Source organism: Streptomyces sp. NRRL B-24484, assembly GCF_000717715.1.
GTDB lineage: Bacteria > Actinomycetota > Actinomycetes > Streptomycetales > Streptomycetaceae > Kitasatospora.
In genome coordinates, this window is sequence record NZ_JOAI01000034.1 from 75787 (window position 1) to 96445 (window position 20659).

The following is a 20659-nucleotide window of genomic DNA, read 5'->3' on the forward strand; positions in this document are numbered from 1 at the left end:
CGAGAAGCTACATCCGGAAGACGCCGTAGCCGCGGGCGCCCTCGACGGGCCCGCTGTGCACGGCGGAGAGGCAGAGTCCGAGCACGGTCCTGGTGTCCCGCGGGTCGATGACGCCGTCGTCGTAGAGCCGTCCGGAGAGGAAGGCGGGCAGCGACTCGGCCTCGATCTGCTGCTCGACCATGGCGCGGATCGCCGCGTCGGCGTCCTCGTCGTACGGGGTGCCCTTGGCGGCGGCGGACTGCCGGGCGACGATGGACAGCACGCCGGCGAGCTGCTGCGGGCCCATCACGGCGGACTTGGCGCTCGGCCAGGCGAACAGGAACCGCGGCTCGTAGGCCCGCCCGCACATGCCGTAGTGCCCGGCGCCGTAGGAGGCGCCCATGAGCACGGACAGGTGCGGCACCTTCGAATTCGCCACCGCGTTGATCATCATCGCGCCGTGCTTGATGATGCCGCCCTGCTCGTACGCCTCGCCGACCATGTAGCCGGTGGTGTTGTGCAGGAAGAGCAGCGGGATGTCGCGCTGGTTGGCGAGCTGGATGAACTGGGCGGCCTTCTGCGACTCGGCGCTGAACAGCACACCCTGGGCGTTGGCGAGGATGCCGACGGGGTAGCCGTGCACGGTGGCCCAGCCGGTGGCCAGGCTCGGCCCGTACAGCGGCTTGAACTCGTCGAAGTCGGAGCCGTCGACGATCCGGGCGACGACCTCGCGCGGGTCGAAGGGCACCCGCAGGTCGCCGGGGACGATGCCGAGCAGCTCCTCCTCGTCGTACTTCGGCGGCTCGGCGGCGACGTCCGGCAGCGGGCCGCTGCGCTGCCAGTGCAGCCGTTTGACGATCCGGCGGGCGATCCGGCAGGCGTCCGGCTCGTCCTCGGCGACGTGGTCGGCGAGGCCGGAGGTGCGGGCGTGCATGTCGGCGCCGCCGAGCCGTTCCTCGTCGGCCTCCTCGCCGGTGGCCATCTTCACCAGCGGCGGGCCGCCGAGGAAGACCTTGGCGCGCTCCCGCACCAGCACGGTGTGGTCGGACATGCCGGGCACGTAGGCGCCGCCGGCGGTGGAGTTGCCGAAGACGACGGCGATCGTCGGGATGCCGGCGGCGGAGAGCCGGGTGAGGTCGCGGAAGAGCGCCCCGCCGGGGATGAAGATCTCCTTCTGGCTGGGCAGGTCGGCGCCGCCCGACTCGACCAGGTTCACCAGCGGCAGCCGGTTGTGCAGGGCGACCTCGTTGGCCCGCAGCGCCTTCTTCAGCGTCCACGGGTTGCTGGCGCCGCCGCGCACGGTCGGGTCGTTGGCGGTGATCACGCAGACCGTGCCCTCGATCACCCCGATGCCGGTGACCAGCGCGGCGCCGACCGGGTAGTCGCTGCCCCAGGCGGCGAGCGGGGAGAGCTCAAGGAACGGCGAGTCCTGGTCGAGGAGGAGTTCGATCCGCTCGCGGGCGAGCAGCTTGCCGCGGGTGCGGTGCCGCTCGACGTACCGGGGTCCGCCGCCGGCCAGCGCCTTGGCGTGTTCGGCCTCCAGGCCGGCGAGCTTCTCCAGCATCGCGGCCCGGTGGGCGGAGTGCTCGGCGCCGCCGGGGTCGAGTCGGGTGGGGAGGACGGTCACAGGAGTGCCTCCGGGATGTCGAGGTGCCGGGAGCGCAGCCACTCCCCCAGCGCCTTGGCCTGCGGGTCGAAGCGGGCCTGCGCCGCGACTCCCTCGCCGAGCAGTCCGGCGACGGTGAAGTTGACGGCCCGCAGGTTGGGCAGCAGGTGCCGTTCCACCGTCAGTCCGGCGGTCTCGGGGAGCAGTCGGCGCAGCAGGTCGGTGGTGAGGGTGTGGGCGAGCCAGCGCCAGCCGTCCTCGGTGCGGGCCCAGACGCCGAGGTTGGCGTCGCCGCCCTTGTCGCCGCTGCGGGCGCCGGCGACGAGGCCGAGCGGGGCACGGCGGGTCGGCCCGGCGGGCAGCGGCTCCGGCAGCGGCGGCTCGGCGAGCGGTTCGAGCGGCCGGGTGCGCTCGGGCGCGGGGACGGGCCGGGCGGTGCCGTCGGGCAGCACCGCGGTGTGCGGGACGCCGCGCCGGTCGGTGTACGCGGTCTCGAAGACGCCGTACGGGGTGCCGGGTCCGGGCGGTGCGGTGAGGTGGAAGCCGGGGTAGCCGGCGAGGCCGAGTTCGACGGCGGCGGCGCCGACCGCCCGGCCGACGGCCCGCTCGTCGGGGTCGCGGACGGTGAGGCGCAGCAGCGCGGAGGCCGCCTCCTCGGTGTCGGCGTCGGGGTGGTCGGTGCGGGCGAGGGTCCAGCGGAGTTCGGCGGGCCGGCGGGTGAGCGCCTGCTCGAACTGGCGGCGCACCAGGTCGGCCTTGGCCTCGACGTCGAGGCCGGTGAGGACGAAGACGACCTCGTTGCGGTAGCCGCCGAGCCGGTTGAGGCCGACCTTGAGCGCGGGCGGCGGTGCCTCGCCGCGGACGCCCTCGACGAGCACCCGGTCGGGCCCCTGCTGGGCGAGCCGGACGGTGTCCAGGCGGGCCGTCACATCCGGTCCGGCGTAGCGCGGTCCGGCGGTCTCGTAGAGCAGCTGGGCGGTGACGGTCCCGACGGTGACGGCGCCGCCGGTGCCGGGGTGCTTGGTGATGACGCTGCTGCCGTCGGCGTGGATCTCGGCGAGCGGGAAGCCGGGGCGGGGGTCGCGGCCGGGGCCGAGGTGCTCCTGGAAGAAGGCGTAGTTGCCGCCGGTGGCCTGGGCGCCGCATTCGAGGACGTGGCCGGCGACGACGGCGCCGGCGAGCGCGTCGAGGTCGTCGGGGCCCCAGCCGAAGTGGGCCATGGCGGGGCCGGTGACGAGGGCGGCGTCGGTGACCCGGCCGGTGACGACGATGTCGGCGCCGCCGCGCAGGCAGGCGGCGATGCCGGCGCCGCCGAGGTAGGCGTTGGCGGCGAGCAGGCCGGGCCGGGGGCCGAACTCGGCGGCGCGGGCGAGCAGGTCGTCGCCGAGGACGTGGCCGGTGCGCAGCGCGAGGCCCTGCTTGGCGGCGAGGTCGGCGACCGCCTCGGCGAGCCGGGCGGGGTTGAGTCCGCCGGCGTTGACGACGAGCTTGACGCCGCGTTCGGCGGCGAGGGCGAGGCACTGCCCGGCCTGCCGGAGGAAGGTCTTGGCGTAGCCGAGGCCCGGGTCCTTCAGCCGGTCCCTGGCGAGGATGAGCATGGTGAGTTCGGCGAGGTAGTCGCCGGTCAGCACGTCCAGCGGTCCGCCGGTGAGCATTTCCTCGAACGCGGCGAATCGGTCGCCGTAGAACCCGGACGCATTGCCGATCCGCAGCATGCCCGCCTCCCCTGCGCTGGTCGTGCAGCAGCCTGGCAGCGGCCCGCGGATAAATCAAGCATGCATGCTTGTTTTGCTCCGGAACCTCTCCCGACCACCCCCGAATGCCGTGCGGAACGCCTCATGGACCTCGCCGCGGCCGCCCCGGGACACCTCGCGCGTGACGGCCCGGCGGAACGGTTCGTCCGGCGAGGGACGGGGCCGTACGGGGGTGGTGCGGGTCCGAATCCGATGCCCCGTCACAGCCCGTAATCAGAAGTGGGGTCCGCAGTACCGCCGATGGCCCAGTGGTCGTGGAGATTCCCACCCGGGCGGACGAACCTCGCGCGCGCCCGGAGGACCGTTCCGTCTCCCCGTGCCAAGACTGGGTGGCGGGCGCCGCCCGGCCGGCAGGCCGTCGGCCCGGCGCCCATGGTTCCACCCAGGAACGTCCCCTCCCGAATTGGAGAAGACCGTGAAGGACATCCGCAAGGCTCTCGCGCTGACCGCCGCCGCCGGTGCGCTCGTGCTGGGCACGGCCGGCGTGGCCAACGCCGACGCGAGCGCCGTCGGCACGGCCATCGGCTCCCCGGGCGTGCTGTCCGGCAACGTGGTTCAGATTCCGATCCACATTCCCGTCAACATCTGCGGGAACAGCATCAACCTGATCGGGCTGCTGAACCCGACGGCCGGCAACGTCTGCACCAACAGCTGAGCCTCGCGCACGGGTGCCCCCGGCGCGGCCCGCTCCACGGGCCGGCCGGGGGCGCCGCCGCGCACCGCCCCGGACGGGTGGCGGTCCGTCAGACCTGGGCCTCGATCTGCTCGACGACGTGCTCGCACAGCTCGTGGGTGCGCAGCGCGTCCCGCGCGGAGAGCACCTTGCCGGCGCGGACGGACTCCAGGAAGGACAGCACGATCTGCTCGATGCCGCGCTGGCGGGCGACGGAGACCCAGTCGCCGCGGCGCCGGACGGTCGGCTGGCCACGGAAGTCGACCACCTCGGCGAGGTTGATGACGCTCCGCTTGGAGTCGCCGCCGGAGACCTCCAGCACCTCTTCGGTGGCGCCGCTCATCCGGTTCATGATGCCGAGGGCGGTGAAGCCCTGGCCGGCCAGGGTGAGGACGACGTGCTCCATCAGGCCGTCGCGGCTGCGGGAGCGGACGTCCACGTGCTCGATCTCGCCCGGCACCAGGAAGCGCAGGGTGTCGACGACGTGGATGAAGTCGTCGAAGACGGCGGAGCGGGCGGCCTCCGGCAGCCCCTCGCGGTGCTTCTGAAGGACGATCAGGTCCCGCGGCCGCTCCTGGGCGAGCAGGTAGCCGGGGGCGTGCCGGCGGTTGAAGCCGACCAGCAGCGAGCGGCCGGCCTGCTCGGCGAGGTCGACCAGGCGGCGGGCGCCGTCCAGGGTGTGGTCCAGCGGCTTGTCCACGTAGACGTCGACGCCGGCGGTCAGCAGCTGCTCGACGATCGGGACGTGCTGGCTGGTGGAGGCGTGCACGAAGGCCGCGCGGATGCCGCTGTCGATGACCTCGCCGAGGTCGGTGTAGCGGTGCGGGATGCGGTGGGCGTCGCCGAGCCGGTCCAGCTTGGCGCGGTCGCGGGTCATCAGCCGCAGGTCGAGGCCGGGCTGGGCGGTGAGCACCGGGAGGTAGGCCTTCTGCGCGATGTCGCCGAGGCCGATCACCGCCACCGGCAGGGGGGCGGGATCGATGTCGTGGTCGTGGCTCACGGACTCTCCTGCTGAGGGTGTGGTGGCCCCCTGCTGGGTGGTCGGGGGCCGGGCCGCCCAGCAGCATATGCCAGTCATGCCGTTGAGCAGTGCGGATGCCGGAGATCGGATCCGACGGACCGTCAGATTCCGGCGCCGCGCGGACGCCGCGGGCAGCATGGACGGGACACCGGACACGGGAGGAGCGGGGCGATGGTCGAGCGCATGGTCGGCCCGGTCGGCGCGGACGGCGTCGAACTGTGCACGGAGTCCTTCGGCGACCCGGCGGATCCGCCCGTCCTGCTCGTCATGGGCACCGGTGCCTCGATGCTCTGGTGGGACGAGGACTTCTGCCGGCTGCTCGCCGCGGGCGGGCGCCACGTGATCCGCTACGACCACCGCGACACCGGCCGTTCGACCGGCTGGCCGCCGGGCCGCCCCGGCTACACCGGATCGGACCTGGTCGACGACGCCGCGCGGGTGCTCGACGGCCACGGGATCGCGGCCGCGCACGTCGTGGGCGTCTCGGCGGGCGGGGCGCTCGCGCAGCTGCTCGCGCTCGGGCAGCCGGGCCGGGTCCTGTCCCTCGTCCTGATCAGCACCTCCTCCGCCGTGTCCGGCGGTCGGGAGCTGCCCCCGCCGACCGAGGAGTTCCTGCGCTTCGCCTCGGCCGCGGCCGACGACCGGCCGGGCACCGACGCGGGGACGGACCACCGGGTCGCGTACGCGCGCCTGCTCGCCGGGGGTCGGCGGCCGTTCGACGAGGCCGCCGCCCGCAGCCTCGTCCGACGCGAGACCGAGCGGGCCCGCGACCCGGCGGCGGCCGGCAACCACGACCTGCTCGCGGAGGGCACGCCCGCCCGGGCCGACCTCTCCGCCGTCGCCGTGCCCGTGCTGGTGGTCCACGGGACGGCCGACCCGATGTTCCCGTTGGCGCACGGCGAGGCCCTCGCGGAGCGGATCCCCGGCGCGCGGCTGCTCGTCCTGACCGACGCCGGACACGGTGTCGACCGCGCCGACTGGCCGACGGTCGTCCCCGCCGTCCTCGCCCACACCGCCCCGCACACCGCCCCGGGGGAACGCCCCGCCGGGCGAGCACCCGGGCCCGGCCGGAGCACTACCGGCGGACGAGGCGGGTGAGGGTGACGCCGTTGGGGAAGGCGGTGCGCTCGGCGACGTCGAAGACGGTCGGGTCGAAGGCGCCGTCGAAGGCCGGGATGCCGGCGCCGGCGACCACCGGGTAGTTCTTGATCAGCAGTTCGTCGACCTCGCCCAGCAGCGCGCCCGCGAGCCTGCCTCCGCCGCAGAGCCAGATGTCGAGGCCGCTGCTCCCGTCCTTCTTGAGCTGCCGGACGAGGGCGACCGGGTCGCCCGGGACGACGGTGACGGCCGGGTCGGTGTCCGGGCGGAGGGTGCTGGACACCACGTACTGCCGCAGGTGGGCGTAGGGGCTGGTGATCCCCGCGTCGAGGGCGGGGCGGTAGGCGCCGAGGCCCATGAGGACGGTGTCGAAGCGCCGGTTGGGCGCGTCGGCCAGGCCGAGGGCGGCCCGGACGACGGTCGGCACGGTCTCCGGGTACAGCGTGTTCGTCCAGGCGGAGTAGGCGGCGGCCTGCTCCTCGTCCCCCTGGGGGAAGAAGTCGTACTCGCCACCGGGGCCGGCGATGCGTCCGTCGAGGGTGACGGCGACGTAGTACACGAGCTTTCGCACTCTGATGACTCCAGTCGTAGTACTCTGTTTGAAGTGGTTTGAAACTTAGTACTACGACTGGAGTGGTGTCAATGGCGAGACGGAACGACCAACGGCGCGCGGCCCTCGTCGACGGCGCGATCGAGGTCCTGGCGAGGGACGGTGCGCGGGGTCTGACGTTCCGCGCGGTCGACGCGGCGGCCGAGGTGCCCGCGGGCACCGCCTCCAACTACTTCGCCAACCGCGACGACCTGCTCACCCAGGCCGGCGCCCGGGTGTACGAGCGGCTCCAGCCCGACGAGGCCACCGTCGCCCGCCACAGCACGGCCGCCCGCGACCGCGGGACCTACGCCGAGCTGATGCGCGAACTGGTCGCCCGGGTCTCGTCCTTCCGCACCGGCTACCTGGCCCTGCTCGAACTCCGGTTGGAGGCCACCCGCCGCCCCGCGCTGCGCGAGGTCCTCACCGAGCGCGTCCGCGCCGACCTCGACGCCAACCTGGCCTACCACCGGGCCTCCGGCCTGCCCGGCGACGCGACCGCCGTCAAACTGCTCCACCTGGCTCTGAACTGGCTGATCGTCGAACAGCTCACCCTGCCCGACGTGCTCACCCCGGAGGAGCGCGACGAGCTGGTCGCAGCCGCGGTGGACCGCATCGTCCCGGAGCAGTAGCGCCCGCTTGACTTGAGAGGACGGCTGGGAGGACTGCTGGGAGGACGGCATCATGACGGAGCACCCGGAGGGGACCGTGACCTCCGCCTGGCGGCGCATCGACGCCTGGCTGGCGGTGCAGGCCCCGGCCACGGCGGCCGCGCTCCGGCCGCCGGCCGGCGCGAGCGCGGTGGCGGCGGCCGAGCGCGCGCTCGGTGCGCCGTTCCCCGCCGAGCTGCGCGAGTCGCTGGGCTGCCACGACGGCGCGACCGGGTGGACAGGCCTGTTCCCGCAGCACTCGCCGCTCGGGGCTGCGGACATCGCCGAGCACGGGCGGATGCGCCTGGAGACCGCGGCCCGGAACGACGGCCCGGCAGTGCGCCGCTGGGACGACGAGCCCTGGTGGCACCCGCTGTGGGTGCCCTGGGCCGAGGGCGCCGACGGCGGCCTCCAGGTCATCGACCTGCGCCCCGGCCGCGGCTCGGGTCGGCTGGGGTTGGCCGGCCACTCCGGCGGCGGCGACTTCTCCGACGCCCGGCCGGGCCCGGTCGCCTACCTGCACGAGGTGTCCCGCGCCCTGTGGCACGGCGGCGGCGTCCGCGGAACGTACGACCCCTACCTGACCGCGGACGGCGAGCCGTGGTGGGACCTCCGGCCGCCCCTGACCGGCGAGCCGCTCACCCCCGCTCCCGTGGGCCTCGGCCGAGCCGTCCGCGGGTCACTGGCTGTCGAGGCCGCGGGCGACGTCGGTGAGGGCGGTCAGCACCGGGGCGATCAGCGGGTGATGCTCGGCGCCGGCGCGGACGGCGGCGAAGACCTTGCGGGTGGCGAGCTCGGTGTCCACCGGGCGGACGGCCACCGCGGAGAGGTCCGCGCCGGGCAGGGCCGAGCGCGGCACGAGGGCGACCCCGGCGCCCGCGGAGGCGAGCGCGACGACGGCCCGGAAGTCGTCCGAGGAGTGCAGCAGCCGGGGCTGGAACCCGGCGTGCTCGCAGGCGAGCAGCACCACGTCGTGGCAGGGGTTGCCGGGGTAGGGGCCGATCCACGGCTCGGCGGCGAGGTCGGCGACCGCGACCGGGCCCTCCCCCGCGGCCAGGGGGTGGCCGAGCGGCAGGACGGCGCGGAAGGGCTCGGCGTACAGCGGCACGCGGGTCAGCCGCTGGTCGTCGGCGCGCGGCGCACCCCGGTACTCGACGGCGACGGCGATGTCGGCCTGGCCGTCCAGCAGCATCGGCAGACTGGCGTCGCCCTCGGCGTCGAGGACCTTCAGCCGGACGCCGGGTGCCGTGGCGGCGAGTTCGGTGATCGCGGGGGCCAGCACGAGCGCGATGCCGGTGGCGAACGCGGCGACGGTGACCTCGCCGGCGACCCCGGCGCTGTAGGCGGCGAGGTCGGCCTCGGCCCGCTCCAGCTGGGCGAGCACCGCGTCCGCGTGGCCGAGCAGGATCTCGCCGGCCGCGGTGAGCCGGACGCCCCGGCCGTCCCGGGCGAGCAGGTGGTGGCCGGTCTCCTGCTCCAGCGCGGCGAGCTGCTGGGAGACGGCGGAGGGGGTGAGGTACAGCGCGGCCGCGGCGGCCGTCACGGTGCGGTGGTCGGCCACGGCCCGCAGGGTCCGCAGCCGTCGTGCGTCGATCACGGCTCAATTCTGCCAGCGGCGCGGAGCCCGCCGTTCCGCACCCCTGAGCGCCCAGCCCCGCCCGCTCCTGCCGGACGTCAAGGGTCCCGGCGGCGTTCCACGTGCTCGGCGCTCGGGGCGGGCGGTGCCGGGCCCCGGGCGCGGTCCAGGTCGACCGGGGCGCCCGGGCCGACCGGCGGCGGTGCCGGGTGACCGGCGGGCCCAGGCCGGCCGGCCCAGGCTCGGACCCGGGCCGCCAGCACCGCCGACCGGTCGAACATCCGCCTGCCGGTGAGCACGTACTGGAACAGGCAGCCCGCGAGGACGACGGCGACCCCGCCGACCGCGTCGAGCAGCCAGTGGTTGGCGGTGCCGACCACCACGAACAGGGTGAGCAGCGGGTAGAGCACCGCGACGGCCCGCACCCAGCGCCGCCGGGTCGCGGCGATCACCGCCCCCGCGCACCAGAACGCCCAGGCGCAGTGCAGCGAGGGCATCGCGGCGAACTGGTTGGTGAGGGCGGTCAGCGCGCCGAGCGGCGAGCCGTCGGGCCCGCCGTAGGGGCTGTCCCGCAGGCCGAGGCCGGGGGTGAGCCGGGGCGGGGCCAGCGGGTAGCCCCAGAAGCCGAGCAGGGCGAGGCCGGTCGCGGTGAACAGCACCGTGCGGCTGGTCCGGTAGCGGCGCGGATGGCGCAGGTAGAGCCAGCCGAGCACGGCCAGCGGCGCGATCAGGTGGAAGGTCTTGTAGTACTGCAACGAGAGGTCGAGCATGCCGCGGGTGCGCAGCACCCAGCCGTTGACCGCCCGCTCGACGTCGATCCGCAGGAACCGTTCAACGCCGTAGACGTCGCGGGCGTGGTCGACGGCGGCCTCGATCCGGTTCGGCGCGGCGTTGCGGATCTTGGTGTAGATGCCGTAGCCGACCTGGATGAACAGCAGCTCCATCAGCAGGTTGGGCCGGCTGACCGGGCGCAGCCCGGCGGGCAGCAGGGGCAGCCGGCGGAGGCCGAAGGGGTGCTGCGGGGTGGGTGCGGGCGCGCGGTGCAGCGTCCAGAGCGGGTCGGTGGTGCGGCGGAAGGGCAGCAGGGCGGCGGCCGCGGCGGCGGTCAGCGGGGCGGCGCCGCGCAGCAGGAAGGTGGTCACCGGTTCGATCTGCGGGTCGAGCATGCTGCTGGACAGCAGGGCGACGGTGACGGCGGCCACCGGCCACAGGGCCCGGTCCTCGGGGCGGTGCCCGAGGCGGCCGACCGCGGCGGCGAGCAGCCAGCCGAAGTCGGCGGGCCCGGTCAGCGGGGAGACGACGACGGCGGCGCAGCCGACCGCACCGGCGGCGAGCAGGTGCTGTCCGTCCGCGGTGTACGCCAGGCCGCGGCGCAGGGCCAGCACGGTGACGGCCGCGGCGGCGGCCAGGCAGACGGCGGCGAGCAGCGGCCCGCGCAGGCCGAGGCGGAGCAGCAGGCCGTACCCCGACTGGTTGTCGGGCCCGACGGCGACCAGCGGGTCGATCAGTTGCCGCCAGCCGCGGGCGGTCTCCTCCGGCCGGGCGGCCCAGGCGGCGGTGTTCAGGGCGAGGGCGAGGACGAGGGCGTTGAGGGCGCGCCGCCGCTGCCGCCGGCAGACCAGCAGCACGGCGAAGAGGGCGAGCGCCGGTTCGAGGGCGATCGCCGTGCCGAGGGCGAGCCCTTCGGGCGGGCGGGTGCGCGGCAGCATCTCGGCGAGTGCGAGCGCGAGGGCGGCCAGGCCGAGGACGGCGTCGACGGGCCGGCCGCGCAGGTCGGCGCTGAGCAGCAGGGCGCCGGCGGCGGCACTGCCGACCGCGCCGGGGTACGGCAGGCCGGGCGGCGGGTCGCGGGCGAGCAGCAGGCCGACGGCGACGACGGCGGCGAGCGCGGCGGCCAGCAGGACGGCCCGGGTGCCGATCGCGTACCAACCGCCGAGGCCGGTGGCGGCGAGGTCGGCGACGGGGCTGGGGCGGCCGACGGGCTCGACGAGGGTGTTCCAGGTGACCGGGGCGCAGACGGCGAGCACGACCAGCGTGGTGGCGGCGGCGGCCAGGCGGGCGGCGGCGGGGACGCGGGGCCGGGGCAGCGGCAGGGCGGGCACCGGTGGCATCCCTGCTCCTCTCGCCGCGTGCGCCGGCCGTCGGCCGGTACCGCGGGAGTGGCTGCGGTCCGGTGGCCGGTCCTCCCTTGCGACTGTCCAGCGGCGGCGGTCGCTACGCATCCGCTGGGGTGCCGCCCGGGTGGCGGCGGAGGGTGCGCGGGACGGGGCGGGGGCGCCGGGAGCGGGGAACGCCGCCGGCCCGGCTGGGGAAGGCCGGGCCGACGGCGGAGCGGGGCCGGGGGTTGCCCCGCAGGGGCGCGGTGAGGGTAGGGCCGCGCCCCGCGGTGGTGGTCGGTTCGAGGCCGGGGCCCCGGGGTGCTACTCGCCCATCGCCGCGCGGGCGTCGACGAAGGCTGCGACGGCGCGCTCGACGTCCTCGGTCGAGTGGGCGGCGGACAGCTGCACGCGGATGCGGGCCTGGCCGTGCGGCACGACCGGGTAGGAGAAGCCGATCACGTACACGCCGCGCTCCAGCAGCAGCTCGGCCAGGCGGCCGGCCTCGGCCGCGTCGCCGATCATGACCGGGGCGATGGCGTGCTCGCCGGGCAGGACCTCGAAGCCCGCCTCGGTCATCTTGGTGCGGAACAGGTGGGTGTTGGCCTTCAGCTGCTCGCGCAGGTCGCCGGACTGCTCCAGCAGGTCGAGCACGGTCAGCGAGGCCGCCGCGATCACCGGGGCGAGCGAGTTGGAGAACAGGTACGGGCGGGAGCGCTGGCGCAGCAGGGCGACGATCTCGCGGCGGGCGGCGACGTAGCCGCCGGATGCGCCGCCGAGGGCCTTGCCGAGGGTGCCGGTGACGATGTCGACGCGGTCCATCACGCCGTGCAGCTCGGGGGTGCCGCGGCCGGTCGGGCCGACGAAGCCGACGGCGTGCGAGTCGTCGACCATGACCATCGCGTCGTAGCGGTCGGCGAGGTCGCAGATCTCGCGCAGCGGGGCGATGTAGCCGTCCATGGAGAACACGCCGTCGGTGACGATCAGGCGGCGGCGGGCGTCCTGGGTGGCCTTGAGCTGCTGCTCCAGGTCGGCGAGGTCGCGGTTGGCGTAGCGGTGGCGGCGGGCCTTGGAGAGGCGGATGCCGTCGATGATGGAGGCGTGGTTGAGGGCGTCCGAGATGACGGCGTCGCGCTCGTCCAGCAGGGTCTCGAAGACGCCGCCGTTGGCGTCGAAGCAGGAGGAGTAGAGGATCGTGTCCTCCTGGCCGAGGAAGTGCGAGAGGCGCTCCTCCAGCTGCTTGTGCACGTCCTGGGTGCCGCAGATGAAGCGGACGGAGGCCATGCCGTAGCCCCAGCGGTCCAGGGCGTCCTTGGCGGCGGCGACCACGGCGGGGTGGTCGGCGAGGCCGAGGTAGTTGTTGGCGCAGAAGTTCAGCACCTCGCCGGGGCGTCCGCCCGCGGTGACGGTGACGGCGGCGCTCTGCGGGCTGCCGATGACCCGCTCGGGCTTGAAGAGGCCGGCCTCGCGGATCTCGTCGAGGGTGGCGGCGAGGTCTTCGCGCACGGTGTCGAACACGGGTGGTGTCTCCCTGGATGGAGGTTCGCTGACGGGGTGCCGGACGGCCGGGGCCGTCCGGCACGGGACGGTGCGGGCGGTGCGTTCTCAGACGGTCCAGTCGAGGATGATCTTGCCGCAGTTGCCGCTCGCGGCCTCGTCGAAGGCGTCGGCGAAGTCCGTCGCGGCGTAGCGGCCGGTGATCACCGGGCTGAGGTCCAGGCCGCCCTCCAGCAGGACGGACATCGCGTACCAGGTCTCGAACATCTCGCGGCCGTAGATGCCCTTGATGGTGATCATCGAGGTGACGATCGACGCCCAGTCCACCGGGAACTCGTCGGCGGGCAGGCCCAGCATGGCGATCTTGCCGCCGTGCGTCATGTTGGCGATCATCGAGCGCATCGCCTCGGGGCGGCCGGACATCTCCAGGCCGACGTCGAAGCCCTCGCGCAGGCCCAGCTGCTGCTGGCCCTCCTCGATGCTGTGCTGCGAGACGTCCAGCGCCAGGGTGACGCCGACCTTGCGGGCGAGGTCCAGGCGGTACGGCGAGACGTCGGTGATCATCACGTTGCGGGCGCCGGCGTGCCGGGCGACCGCGGCGGCCATGATGCCGATCGGGCCGGCACCGGTGATCAGCACGTCCTCGCCGACCAGCGGGAAGGACAGCGCGGTGTGCACCGCGTTGCCGAACGGGTCGAAGATCGCCGCCACGTCCAGGTCCACCGGCACCCGGTGCACCCACACGTTGGAGGCGGGCAGTGCCACGTACTCGGCGAAGGCGCCGTCGCGGCCCACACCCAGCCCCACCGTGTTGCGGCAGAGGTGGCGGCGGCCGGCCAGACAGTTGCGGCACTTGCCGCAGACCAGGTGGCCCTCACCGCTGACCAGGTCGCCCACCTCGATGTCGGCGACGGCCGCACCGATCGCGGCGACCTCGCCGACGAACTCGTGGCCGATGGTCAACGGGGTCTTGATGGTCTGCTGCGCCCAGCCGTCCCAGGAGCGGATGTGCAGGTCGGTACCGCAGATGCCGGTGCGCAGCACCTTGATCAGCACGTCCCCGGGGCCGATCTCCGGCATGGGGACGTCCATCAGCCAGAGACCCGGCTCGGCCTGGTGCTTGACGAGTGCCTTCACGGCGAGCGCTCCTGAGGGAGGGTGGAACGGAAGCCCGGCGCTGCAACCCCTGCCCCGCCGGGCACAGTGAAATCTGCCGTGCCGGAGCAGGTCCGGTCCATCGAGGAATTCTTAAGGGCGGTCGTAGCTGGGCTGAACGATCGTCCCCGAGCACCGGCCGCCGGGCACCCCGGGCACCCCCGCGGCGTGCCGAGCACCACCCGTCCGGGCTACTGCGGCCGGCCGCCTCCGCACCCCCGCGCGCCGTAGGGCGGCACGCCGCGCTCCCGGCGCGAGCCGGTGGCGGGTCCGTGCGGTGCTGCGCTTCGGCCGCACCGCGAGCCGCAGTCTCAAGGCTCGGCAAAGGGGTAAGCAGCCATGGGCCGGAACACGGGTGTGACGGTGACGGGGGACCAAACCATGATCGAGGAACTGGCTGCTGCCGCCGTGTCCCTGCTGGCACTGGCCGGCGGGCACGTGGGGACCAGGCTGTTCGAGAGAGCCGCGGACCGGGCCGAGGAGGCGGCAGCCGATCGGCTGTCGCGCCTCGGCACCTGGGTGCGACGACGGCTGCGCACGACCCAGGACAGGACGGCGATCGACCGGATCGGCCGGTCGGAATCCGCGCGCGGGCATCTGCGGGACCGTCTGAGAAGCGAACTGGCGGCCGACCCGGCGGCAGCACGGGAGCTGGAGCGGCTCGTGGCCGGCGCCCGGAACGCCGTGCTGGTCAGCGGCGTGCTGCGGATCGGCGATGTCCCGGAGCCCGCCCCGCCCGGCGCGGTCCCGACCGGCCCGGCGCCCCGCCCCCTGCTCGGGCCGGGCACGGCGACACCGTTGGGTGTGGCGCAACTCCCCCGGGCACCGGGAGACTTCACCGGACGAACGCGGGAGATCGAGCTGATCCGGGAGACCTTGGGTCCGCCTTCACACGCGGGTGTCTGTGTGGTCTACGGCCCAGGAGGCGTTGGGAAGACGGCTACCGCGCTGGCCGCGGCCGGCGGCCTGGCGGGCCGGTTCATCGACGGGCAGCTCTTCGTCGACCTGCGCGGACTCGATTCCCGTCCGGCCGACCCCAGGGACGTGCTGAGCGAATGGCTGCGCGCGATGGGTGTGGCCCCGCGATCCGTCCCTGACACCGTGGAGCAACTCGCCGCGCGCCTGCGGTCCGAGCTGAGCGGCCGCAACGTCCTCGTAGTGCTTGACAACGCGGCGGACGAAGTACAGGTCCGGCCGCTGATGCCCGGCTCGACGTCCACGGGCGTGCTGATCACCTCACGGTCCCCGCTCCCGCTCCTGGAAGCCACGGCGCGCGTGCGACTGCAACCGCTGAACGTCGACGAGGGAGCGGAACTGCTGGCCGGCCTGTGCGGACCGCAGCGGTTCGCGGCCGCAGCGGACGCCGAGGCGGCCGACCGGATCGTCGGGCTGTGCGGCGGCCTTCCCCTGGCGCTCAGGCTCGCGGGAGCCCGGCTGACGGCGTCTCCGCACCGCCCGGTGGAACGTCTCGCACGCGACCTCGCGGACGAGCGGACCCGCCTGGGCCGCCTGAGCTTCGGGGACATCGAGGTGCGGTCGGCCTTCACCGACAGCTACAGGGCGTGCTCGCTCCTGGAACGCCGGGGCTTCCGCCTCCTCGCGTCGATCGATGCACCCGACCTTCCGGGTTGGGTCCTCGCGCCGCTCCTCGGGGTGGACGACGCCGCCGCCGCGCGCTGCATGGAGCATCTGATGCTCACCCAACTCGTCGTCCCCACGGGCGCGGACGGCGCCGGCGAACGGATCGCCCTGCACGACCTGGCGAGACTGTTCGCCCGGGAGCAGGCCGAGGAGGAGCCGCAGTCCGCCGGAACGGAGCGTCCGGAGGACGGGGTGCGTCGTCTCGTCGAGACGTACCTCGCCGCGTCGGAGATGGCCGAGGAGGGGATCCGTCATGCCGGTCGGCGCCACAACGGACGCTCGCACGAGCCGCGGCAACCCGTTCCGGACGAGGCCGTGCAGAAGGTCCGGGACGACCCGATCGGCTGGTTCGACACGGAACGCCAGGTCCTGCTCGCGGCCGTCGCCCGCGCTCATTCCCACGGGTGGTGGCGGCTGTGCTGGGAGCTGACCGACGCCATGAGCATCTGGCTCGAACGTCAATCCCGCTGGGCCGAGAGCATGGAGGCGCATGCCCTCGCGCTCGAAGCGTCCGAGCGGGTGGGCGACACGGTGGCACACGCAGCGGTGCTGCGAAATCTCGGTGAAGTACTGCGCAACAGCGGTTCGGACCAAGCGGCGGCGGAGGCGTGCTTCGCAGAGGCGATCACGCGGTTCCGGTCGGCCGACGACCTCCACGGCCTGGGTGACGCCATCGGACACCTCGCCATCCTCCACCGCCACCAGGGCCGCCTTCGCGAAGCCGCGGCCGGATACGACCGCGCCGGAGAGATCCTCCGGGCCCTCCCGGTTGAACGCGGGCTCGCCTGGGTCCTGCGCGGAACCGCGGCGGTCGCGCGGCTTCGCGGCGACCGCGACCGCGCCGCGGAGTCCCTGCGCGAAGCCCTCGACCTGTTCGCGACCACCGACGACCCGCGCGGAACGGGCTGGGCACTACGCAGCCGGGCCGACCTGCAACTGAGCGAAGCCACCGACGGGTGCCCCCTCCCGCAGCACTGGTGCGGCGGGCTCCGCTGGCGCGAACCCGCGATCTCCGCCGTACACCGAGAGTCCGCCCTCTCGATGGCCGAGGACGACTACGGTCGGGCTGTGGCTCTGCTCACCGGTGTGAACGACGACCGCGGCGTGCTGTGGGCGCTGCTCGGCCAGGCCGAGACCGCGCTGCACCGTGGTGACACGGCGACGGCTGCCGCACTCGCGGAGGGGGCGCTCGCGTCCGCGGAGCGGTTCCACGACCGCAGGGCCCTCGGACGTGCGCTCGCCACGCTGTCGCTCTGCCTCGCCGAACAGGGTTCGACCGCGGAAGGGATCGGCGCCGCCGAGCGCGCCGTGAACCTCCACCGGTCCGTGCTACCGGATCGGGCCGGCGAGGCGGTCGCCGCCGTGCGTCTCACCCGGCTGTACGGCGCCGCCCACCGCGCGGACGACGCCCGCCACGCTGCCCTGCGCGCGTGTTGGCTCCACCGATCGTGCGGCATGCCGCTTCCTGACGGCGCCGAGGAACAGTTGCTCCTGGCATCAGCAGCGGCCCCGCCACGCAACCTCCGTCAACCGCGCTGGGTTCGTCGCCCTCGCACGGCCTCGCCGCGCGGATCGGTTGCCGGTGGTCACCGCGGTATCTGACCCACGTCTCCGCCGGGCGCGCGAAATCTCCGCTGCGCCGGCCCCCGGTATCGTCGGCCTGCGGAGCACCGGCACGGGAGGGGCACGGCGTGGGGATCGCGGAGGGGACCGGCCTCGGCCCGGTGGGGACGGACGTGGCGGTGGCGGGGGTGCGGAACGTTCGCGACGCGGGCGGGATCGGCCGGCTGCGGCGCGGTGTGCTGTACCGGTCGGGGGCGCTGCACGGGCTGCGGCCCGAGGGCGCGCGCCGGCTGGCGGAGCTGGGTGTGCGGACGGTCGTCGACCTGCGGAGCGTGCCCGAGGTGGCGGAGCTGCCGGACGACTGCCGCGGGTTCGCGGTCGACCACGTGCACCTGCCGGTCTTCACCGAGCGGCGGTGGCCCGTCGAGCAGGCGGAGCTCTACCCCGCGATGGCGGAGCACGCGGGGCCTGCCGCGGCCGCCCTCGTCCGCCGGCTGGCGGCGCCCGGGACGCTGCCCGTCCTCGTCCACTGCGCCTCCGGCAAGGACCGCACCGGGGTGGTCGTCGCCGTCCTGCAGTCGCTGCTCGGTGCCTCGGAGGCGGAGGTCACCGCGGACTTCCTGCGCTCCAACGCCTCGCTGGGCCTGTCCGCGGAGACGGCCGGCGCGGGCCACAACTCCCGTCCGGTCGCCGCCGTCCACCTGCGCCGGGCGATGCTCCGGATCCGCAGCCACCACGGCTCGGTCGCCGACTACCTACGGGCGCACGGCGCCCGGGAGGCCGACCTGTCGGCGGCGTGCACGGCCCTCGGCGCCCGGTGACTGTCGGTGCCCCGCGGCAGGATCGGCACCATGCCGATTGCCAATGACCGGATCGCCGAGCACTCCTTCCTGCGCCTGCTCTACGCGGACGCCTACTACCCCGACGCGGTGGTCGACCGCGGCCGCGGCATCCTGCTGCGGCTGTGCGAGCGGATCGAGGCCGAACACCCGTCCGACCTGGCCGCGTTGTACGCCCTCACCCACGCCGCGACCGAGGAGTTCAATGTGCTGCAGGAGGCCTTCGAGGCCGCGGACAGCGAGATCGAGACGGTCGCGCGGGAGGAGATCGCCGAGGACTTCGCCTTCGTCGCGGCCGCCTACGGCTTCGCCGACGCGGGCGTCGAGGAGTTGATCGCGACCCGCGACTGGTGAGTGGGGGCCGTCCCCTTCCGTTCGGACGGGGGTCCGCGGTCCGGCCCGCCCCCTCGGTGGGCCGGACCGCGGCGGGAGGGTGGATCAGGTGGTGCAGGCCCGGCCGTTGAGCGTGAAAGCGGGCAGGGCGGCCGGGCTGCCGGTGGCCTGGAAGCCGAAGGAGGCGGTGCCGCCCGGGGCCAGGGTGCCGTTCCAGCCGGAGTCCGCGGCGGTCACGGCCGTACCGGTCTGGGTGACGCGGGCGTTCCAGGCATTGGTGATCTTCTCACTGCCCAGGTACGTCCAGGCGAGCGTCCAGCCCGAGACGGTCGTGCTGCCGGTGTTGCGCACGGTCACGTCCGCGGTGAACCCGGTGCCCCAGTTGCTGCCGACCGTGTAGCCGACCGTGCAGCCCGCGATCGGCTGGGTCGGGCTCCCGCTCGGCGAGGGCGACGGCGACGGCGACGGCGACGGCGACGGGCTGGGGCTCGGGCTCGGCGAGGGGAACGGCGAGGGCGTGGTGCCGTCCGGTTCGGCGCCCCACTGCGGAACTCCCCCGTCCAGCAGCCGGATGTTCGGCGCGTTCACCGGCGTCGAGCCCGGCACCGGCGAAATGCCCTGGTACGACCAGTCGTTGGTCGGGTCCCAGGCGCCGGAGGAGGCGATCCGGAACTGGACCTCCTTGCGGTAGGCGGACTGCCCGGCCGGCGCGATCACGGTGTTCGAGCAGTCGACCGTCACGTAGTAGGTGGAGCCGGAGTACGGGGTCGGGCCGCTGATCGCCCCGCACTGGTTGTAGTTGGTGGTGAGGGTGATCTGGCTGGGACTCACCCCCGGCTCCAGGGTGAACCAGTAGCGCAGCGAGGCGTTCTTCAGCGCACGGGCGGGCCAGGCCGAGGTGTTGGCCAGGTAGGCCTTGATCTCGGTGAAGTTGGTGCCGGAGGCGTTCACCGAGGCCTGGACGGTCGTCTCCGGCCCGTCCGGGGTCTCCGCGGGCGGGAAGGCGGCGAGCGGGCTGCCGCCGTACTCGCCGTAGAGCCGGGCGAGGGCGCCCGTGAAGGCGGCGTTGTAGTCGGTGGCGACCTCGTTGTTGACGTAGTTGGACCGGTCGTCGGTGTAGGAGTCGTCGGGCGAGCTCGGTCCGCCGACGAGGGCGCCGATCAGGGTGTGCCGGCTGTTGACCGGGCTGGTGAGCTGGTCCGTCCAGGAGCCGTGGGCGGTGCGGTGGTGCGGGTTCTTCGGCGGGTTGGCGCCGAAGCCGATGAGGTAGCTGGACTTGCGGGGGTTGTCGCCGAGCGCGTAGTCGATCTGGCGGACGGCGAAGTCGTGGTAGCGGGCCTTGCGGACGGCGTCGCCGGTGAGCCAGTCGGAGTAGACCAGGGCCGCGAACGAGGTGTTGGCGGCGTAGCGCAGCGATCCCCAGGAGTCGAGCACGGCCTCGCCGCCCGGCGAGTACTTCACCTGGCTGCCGTTGACGCCGACCGTCCACCAGTCCAGCCAGCGGTTGGCGTCGTCGATGTACTGCTGCTTGCCGGTGAGTTGGGCGAGCAGCACGTAGGCGCCGTAGGACTTGTCGTCCCAGGCGATCGTCCAGCGGTAGGACTTGGTGCTGGTCTGCGGCTCGGTGGAGAGGTTGGCGTAGTACGTCTCGGCCTTGGCGAGGTAGCTGCTGTCGCCGGTGGCCTTGTAGAGCCAGATCGCGCCCCAGACCAGTTCGTCGTTGTAGCCGCTCCAGGAGTTGTAGTAGCCCTGGGCATCCTTGATGCAGTCGCTGTACTTGCCGCGGTAGGTGTCGGCGAAGGAGTACAGCTGCTTGGCGTGGGTGACGAGGGTGGCGGCGTACGCCGGGTCGCTGTCGGCGAAGACCATCGAGGAGGAGGCGAGGGCGGCGGCGGTCTCGCCGGCGAGGTCGGAGCCGGGGCAGCTCGCGTCGATCCGGTACGCGGGCCGGGCCATCGGCAGCACCTCGGCCGGACCCCACCAGGCATGGTCGGCCGAGCCGTTGCCGACCTGGCCGTAGAGCACGTTCGGGGCGGCGTGCGCCTTGAGCAGGTAGTCGTCGACGAAGCGCAGGTTGTTCTTGAGGTACGGCAGCTGCCCGGAGGCGGTGTAGCCCTGCTTCGCGGCGATCCCGCCCCAGGCCAGCATGGTGGTCGAAGCAGCCATCGGCAGACCGAACTTGACGTGGTCGCCGGCGTCGTACCACCCGCCGGTGAGGTCGAGTCCGACGTCCTTGCCGTCGTCGAGGGCGGAGTCGCCGCGCCAGCCCACCCGGTTGGTGGCGGGCAGCTTGCCGGACTGCTGGGCCTCGTAGAAGAGCAGCGACTTCTGCAGCGCCTCACCGTAGTTGAACGCAGGGGCGGCGGCCCGGGCGGGCGCGGCGTGCAGGGGCAGCAGGGCACCGGCGGCGAGCGCGAGGGTGGCGGCCGCCCCGAAGGCGGTACGGCGGACCGAGCCCTGCCGGGGGCGCCGGCTCGCGGTACGGGCGGGCGCGGCAGGTGTGGCGGGCACGGCGGGCACGGACGGGCCGGGTGGGGGTGCGGCGGTGTGCGGCATGGCGTCCTTCCGGGACGGCGGGGGGCGGGGTCC

The 20659-nt window shown here is 74.3% G+C and carries 15 protein-coding genes and 1 pseudogene; 7 read left to right on the top strand and 9 right to left on the bottom strand.

Annotated features, from left to right (window positions below; all coding sequences use genetic code 11):
- Positions 1-7: 7 nt before the first annotated feature.
- Both IE98_RS0127150 and IE98_RS0127155 read right to left on the bottom strand, forming a co-directional pair.
- Complete coding sequence (locus tag IE98_RS0127150; RefSeq protein WP_030273342.1) at positions 8-1606, bottom strand: acyl-CoA carboxylase subunit beta; 1599 nt, start codon at positions 1604-1606, stop codon at positions 8-10.
- Positions 1603-3300, bottom strand: a complete 1698-nt coding sequence (locus tag IE98_RS0127155; protein WP_030273344.1) for an acyclic terpene utilization AtuA family protein — start codon at positions 3298-3300, stop codon at positions 1603-1605. Before IE98_RS0127155 ends, IE98_RS0127150 begins: the two co-directional genes overlap by 4 nt.
- 442 nt (positions 3301-3742) lie before the next feature.
- On the opposite strand from IE98_RS0127155, the gene IE98_RS51120 reads away from it, so the two are divergent.
- Complete coding sequence (locus IE98_RS51120; protein ID WP_234443686.1) at positions 3743-3994, top strand: chaplin; 252 nt, start codon at positions 3743-3745, stop codon at positions 3992-3994.
- Positions 3995-4082: 88 nt separating this feature from the next.
- Here IE98_RS51120 and IE98_RS0127165 read toward each other — a convergent pair whose 3' ends face one another.
- Positions 4083-4979, bottom strand: coding sequence for a Gfo/Idh/MocA family protein (locus IE98_RS0127165; RefSeq protein ID WP_030273348.1), 897 nt, complete (start codon positions 4977-4979; stop codon positions 4083-4085).
- Positions 4980-5204: 225 nt separating this feature from the next.
- Between IE98_RS0127165 and IE98_RS0127170 the strand changes: the two genes are divergently transcribed.
- Positions 5205-6131 (top strand): alpha/beta fold hydrolase, encoded by a 927-nt coding sequence (locus tag IE98_RS0127170; RefSeq protein ID WP_063749011.1) that lies wholly within the window; start codon positions 5205-5207, stop codon positions 6129-6131.
- On the opposite strand, the gene IE98_RS0127175 is transcribed toward IE98_RS0127170, so the two are convergent.
- Positions 6109-6702, bottom strand: a complete 594-nt coding sequence (locus tag IE98_RS0127175; protein WP_030273352.1) for a dihydrofolate reductase family protein — start codon at positions 6700-6702, stop codon at positions 6109-6111. The genes IE98_RS0127170 and IE98_RS0127175 overlap by 23 nt on opposite strands.
- 71 nt (positions 6703-6773) lie before the next feature.
- Here IE98_RS0127175 and IE98_RS0127180 point away from each other — a divergent pair, with 71 nt between their 5' ends.
- Both IE98_RS0127180 and IE98_RS51125 read left to right on the top strand, forming a co-directional pair.
- On the top strand, positions 6774-7352 hold the full coding sequence (locus tag IE98_RS0127180; protein WP_030273355.1) for a TetR/AcrR family transcriptional regulator: 579 nt from the start codon (positions 6774-6776) through the stop codon (positions 7350-7352).
- Positions 7353-7404: 52 nt separating this feature from the next.
- A pseudogene (locus IE98_RS51125) lies at positions 7405-7800 on the top strand (SMI1/KNR4 family protein); the annotation flags it as partial.
- Between the two features lie 249 nt (positions 7801-8049).
- Here IE98_RS51125 and IE98_RS0127185 read toward each other — a convergent pair.
- The 4 genes from IE98_RS0127185 to tdh form a co-directional block, all read right to left on the bottom strand.
- Positions 8050-8967, bottom strand: coding sequence for a LysR family transcriptional regulator (locus IE98_RS0127185; RefSeq protein WP_030273357.1), 918 nt, complete (start codon positions 8965-8967; stop codon positions 8050-8052).
- 77 nt (positions 8968-9044) lie between these two features.
- Complete coding sequence (locus IE98_RS43175; RefSeq protein WP_052391027.1) at positions 9045-11057, bottom strand: phosphatase PAP2 family protein; 2013 nt, start codon at positions 11055-11057, stop codon at positions 9045-9047.
- Positions 11058-11366: 309 nt separating this feature from the next.
- On the bottom strand, positions 11367-12560 hold the full coding sequence (locus IE98_RS0127195; protein WP_030273362.1) for a glycine C-acetyltransferase: 1194 nt from the start codon (positions 12558-12560) through the stop codon (positions 11367-11369).
- A gap of 87 nt (positions 12561-12647) precedes the next feature.
- Positions 12648-13676 carry an L-threonine 3-dehydrogenase gene (gene tdh, locus IE98_RS0127200; RefSeq protein WP_030273364.1) on the bottom strand — a complete coding sequence of 343 codons (1029 nt, stop codon included), beginning with the start codon at positions 13674-13676 and terminating at the stop codon, positions 12648-12650.
- 399 nt (positions 13677-14075) lie between these two features.
- Between tdh and IE98_RS45120 the strand changes: the two genes are divergently transcribed.
- The 3 genes from IE98_RS45120 (at position 14076) to IE98_RS0127215 (ending at position 18091) form a co-directional block, all read left to right on the top strand.
- Positions 14076-16937 (top strand): ATP-binding protein, encoded by a 2862-nt coding sequence (locus IE98_RS45120; RefSeq protein WP_159401082.1) that lies wholly within the window; start codon positions 14076-14078, stop codon positions 16935-16937.
- 89 nt (positions 16938-17026) lie between these two features.
- A complete protein-coding gene (locus IE98_RS0127210) occupies positions 17027-17719 on the top strand; it encodes a tyrosine-protein phosphatase (RefSeq protein WP_199922973.1) in 693 nt (230 codons plus the stop codon).
- 30 nt (positions 17720-17749) lie between these two features.
- On the top strand, positions 17750-18091 hold the full coding sequence (locus IE98_RS0127215; RefSeq protein WP_030273369.1) for a DUF5713 family protein: 342 nt from the start codon (positions 17750-17752) through the stop codon (positions 18089-18091).
- An 84-nt stretch (positions 18092-18175) separates the two neighbouring features.
- Here IE98_RS0127215 and IE98_RS0127220 read toward each other — a convergent pair whose 3' ends face one another.
- Entirely contained in the window at positions 18176-20626 is a 2451-nt protein-coding gene (locus IE98_RS0127220; RefSeq protein WP_043175218.1) for a glycoside hydrolase family 9 protein, read from the bottom strand.
- Positions 20627-20659: the final 33 nt, after the last annotated feature.

Coding starts and splice junctions, on each gene's coding strand:
- IE98_RS45120 (WP_159401082.1), top strand. CDS start 14,076: ATGATCGAGGAACTGGCTGCTGCCGCCGTGTCCCTGCTGGCACTGGCC.
- IE98_RS43175 (WP_052391027.1), bottom strand. CDS start 11,057: ATGCCACCGGTGCCCGCCCTGCCGCTGCCCCGGCCCCGCGTCCCCGCC.
- IE98_RS0127170 (WP_063749011.1), top strand. CDS start 5,205: ATGGTCGAGCGCATGGTCGGCCCGGTCGGCGCGGACGGCGTCGAACTG.
- IE98_RS0127220 (WP_043175218.1), bottom strand. CDS start 20,626: ATGCCGCACACCGCCGCACCCCCACCCGGCCCGTCCGTGCCCGCCGTG.
- IE98_RS0127215 (WP_030273369.1), top strand. CDS start 17,750: ATGCCGATTGCCAATGACCGGATCGCCGAGCACTCCTTCCTGCGCCTG.
- IE98_RS0127180 (WP_030273355.1), top strand. CDS start 6,774: ATGGCGAGACGGAACGACCAACGGCGCGCGGCCCTCGTCGACGGCGCG.
- IE98_RS0127155 (WP_030273344.1), bottom strand. CDS start 3,300: ATGCTGCGGATCGGCAATGCGTCCGGGTTCTACGGCGACCGATTCGCC.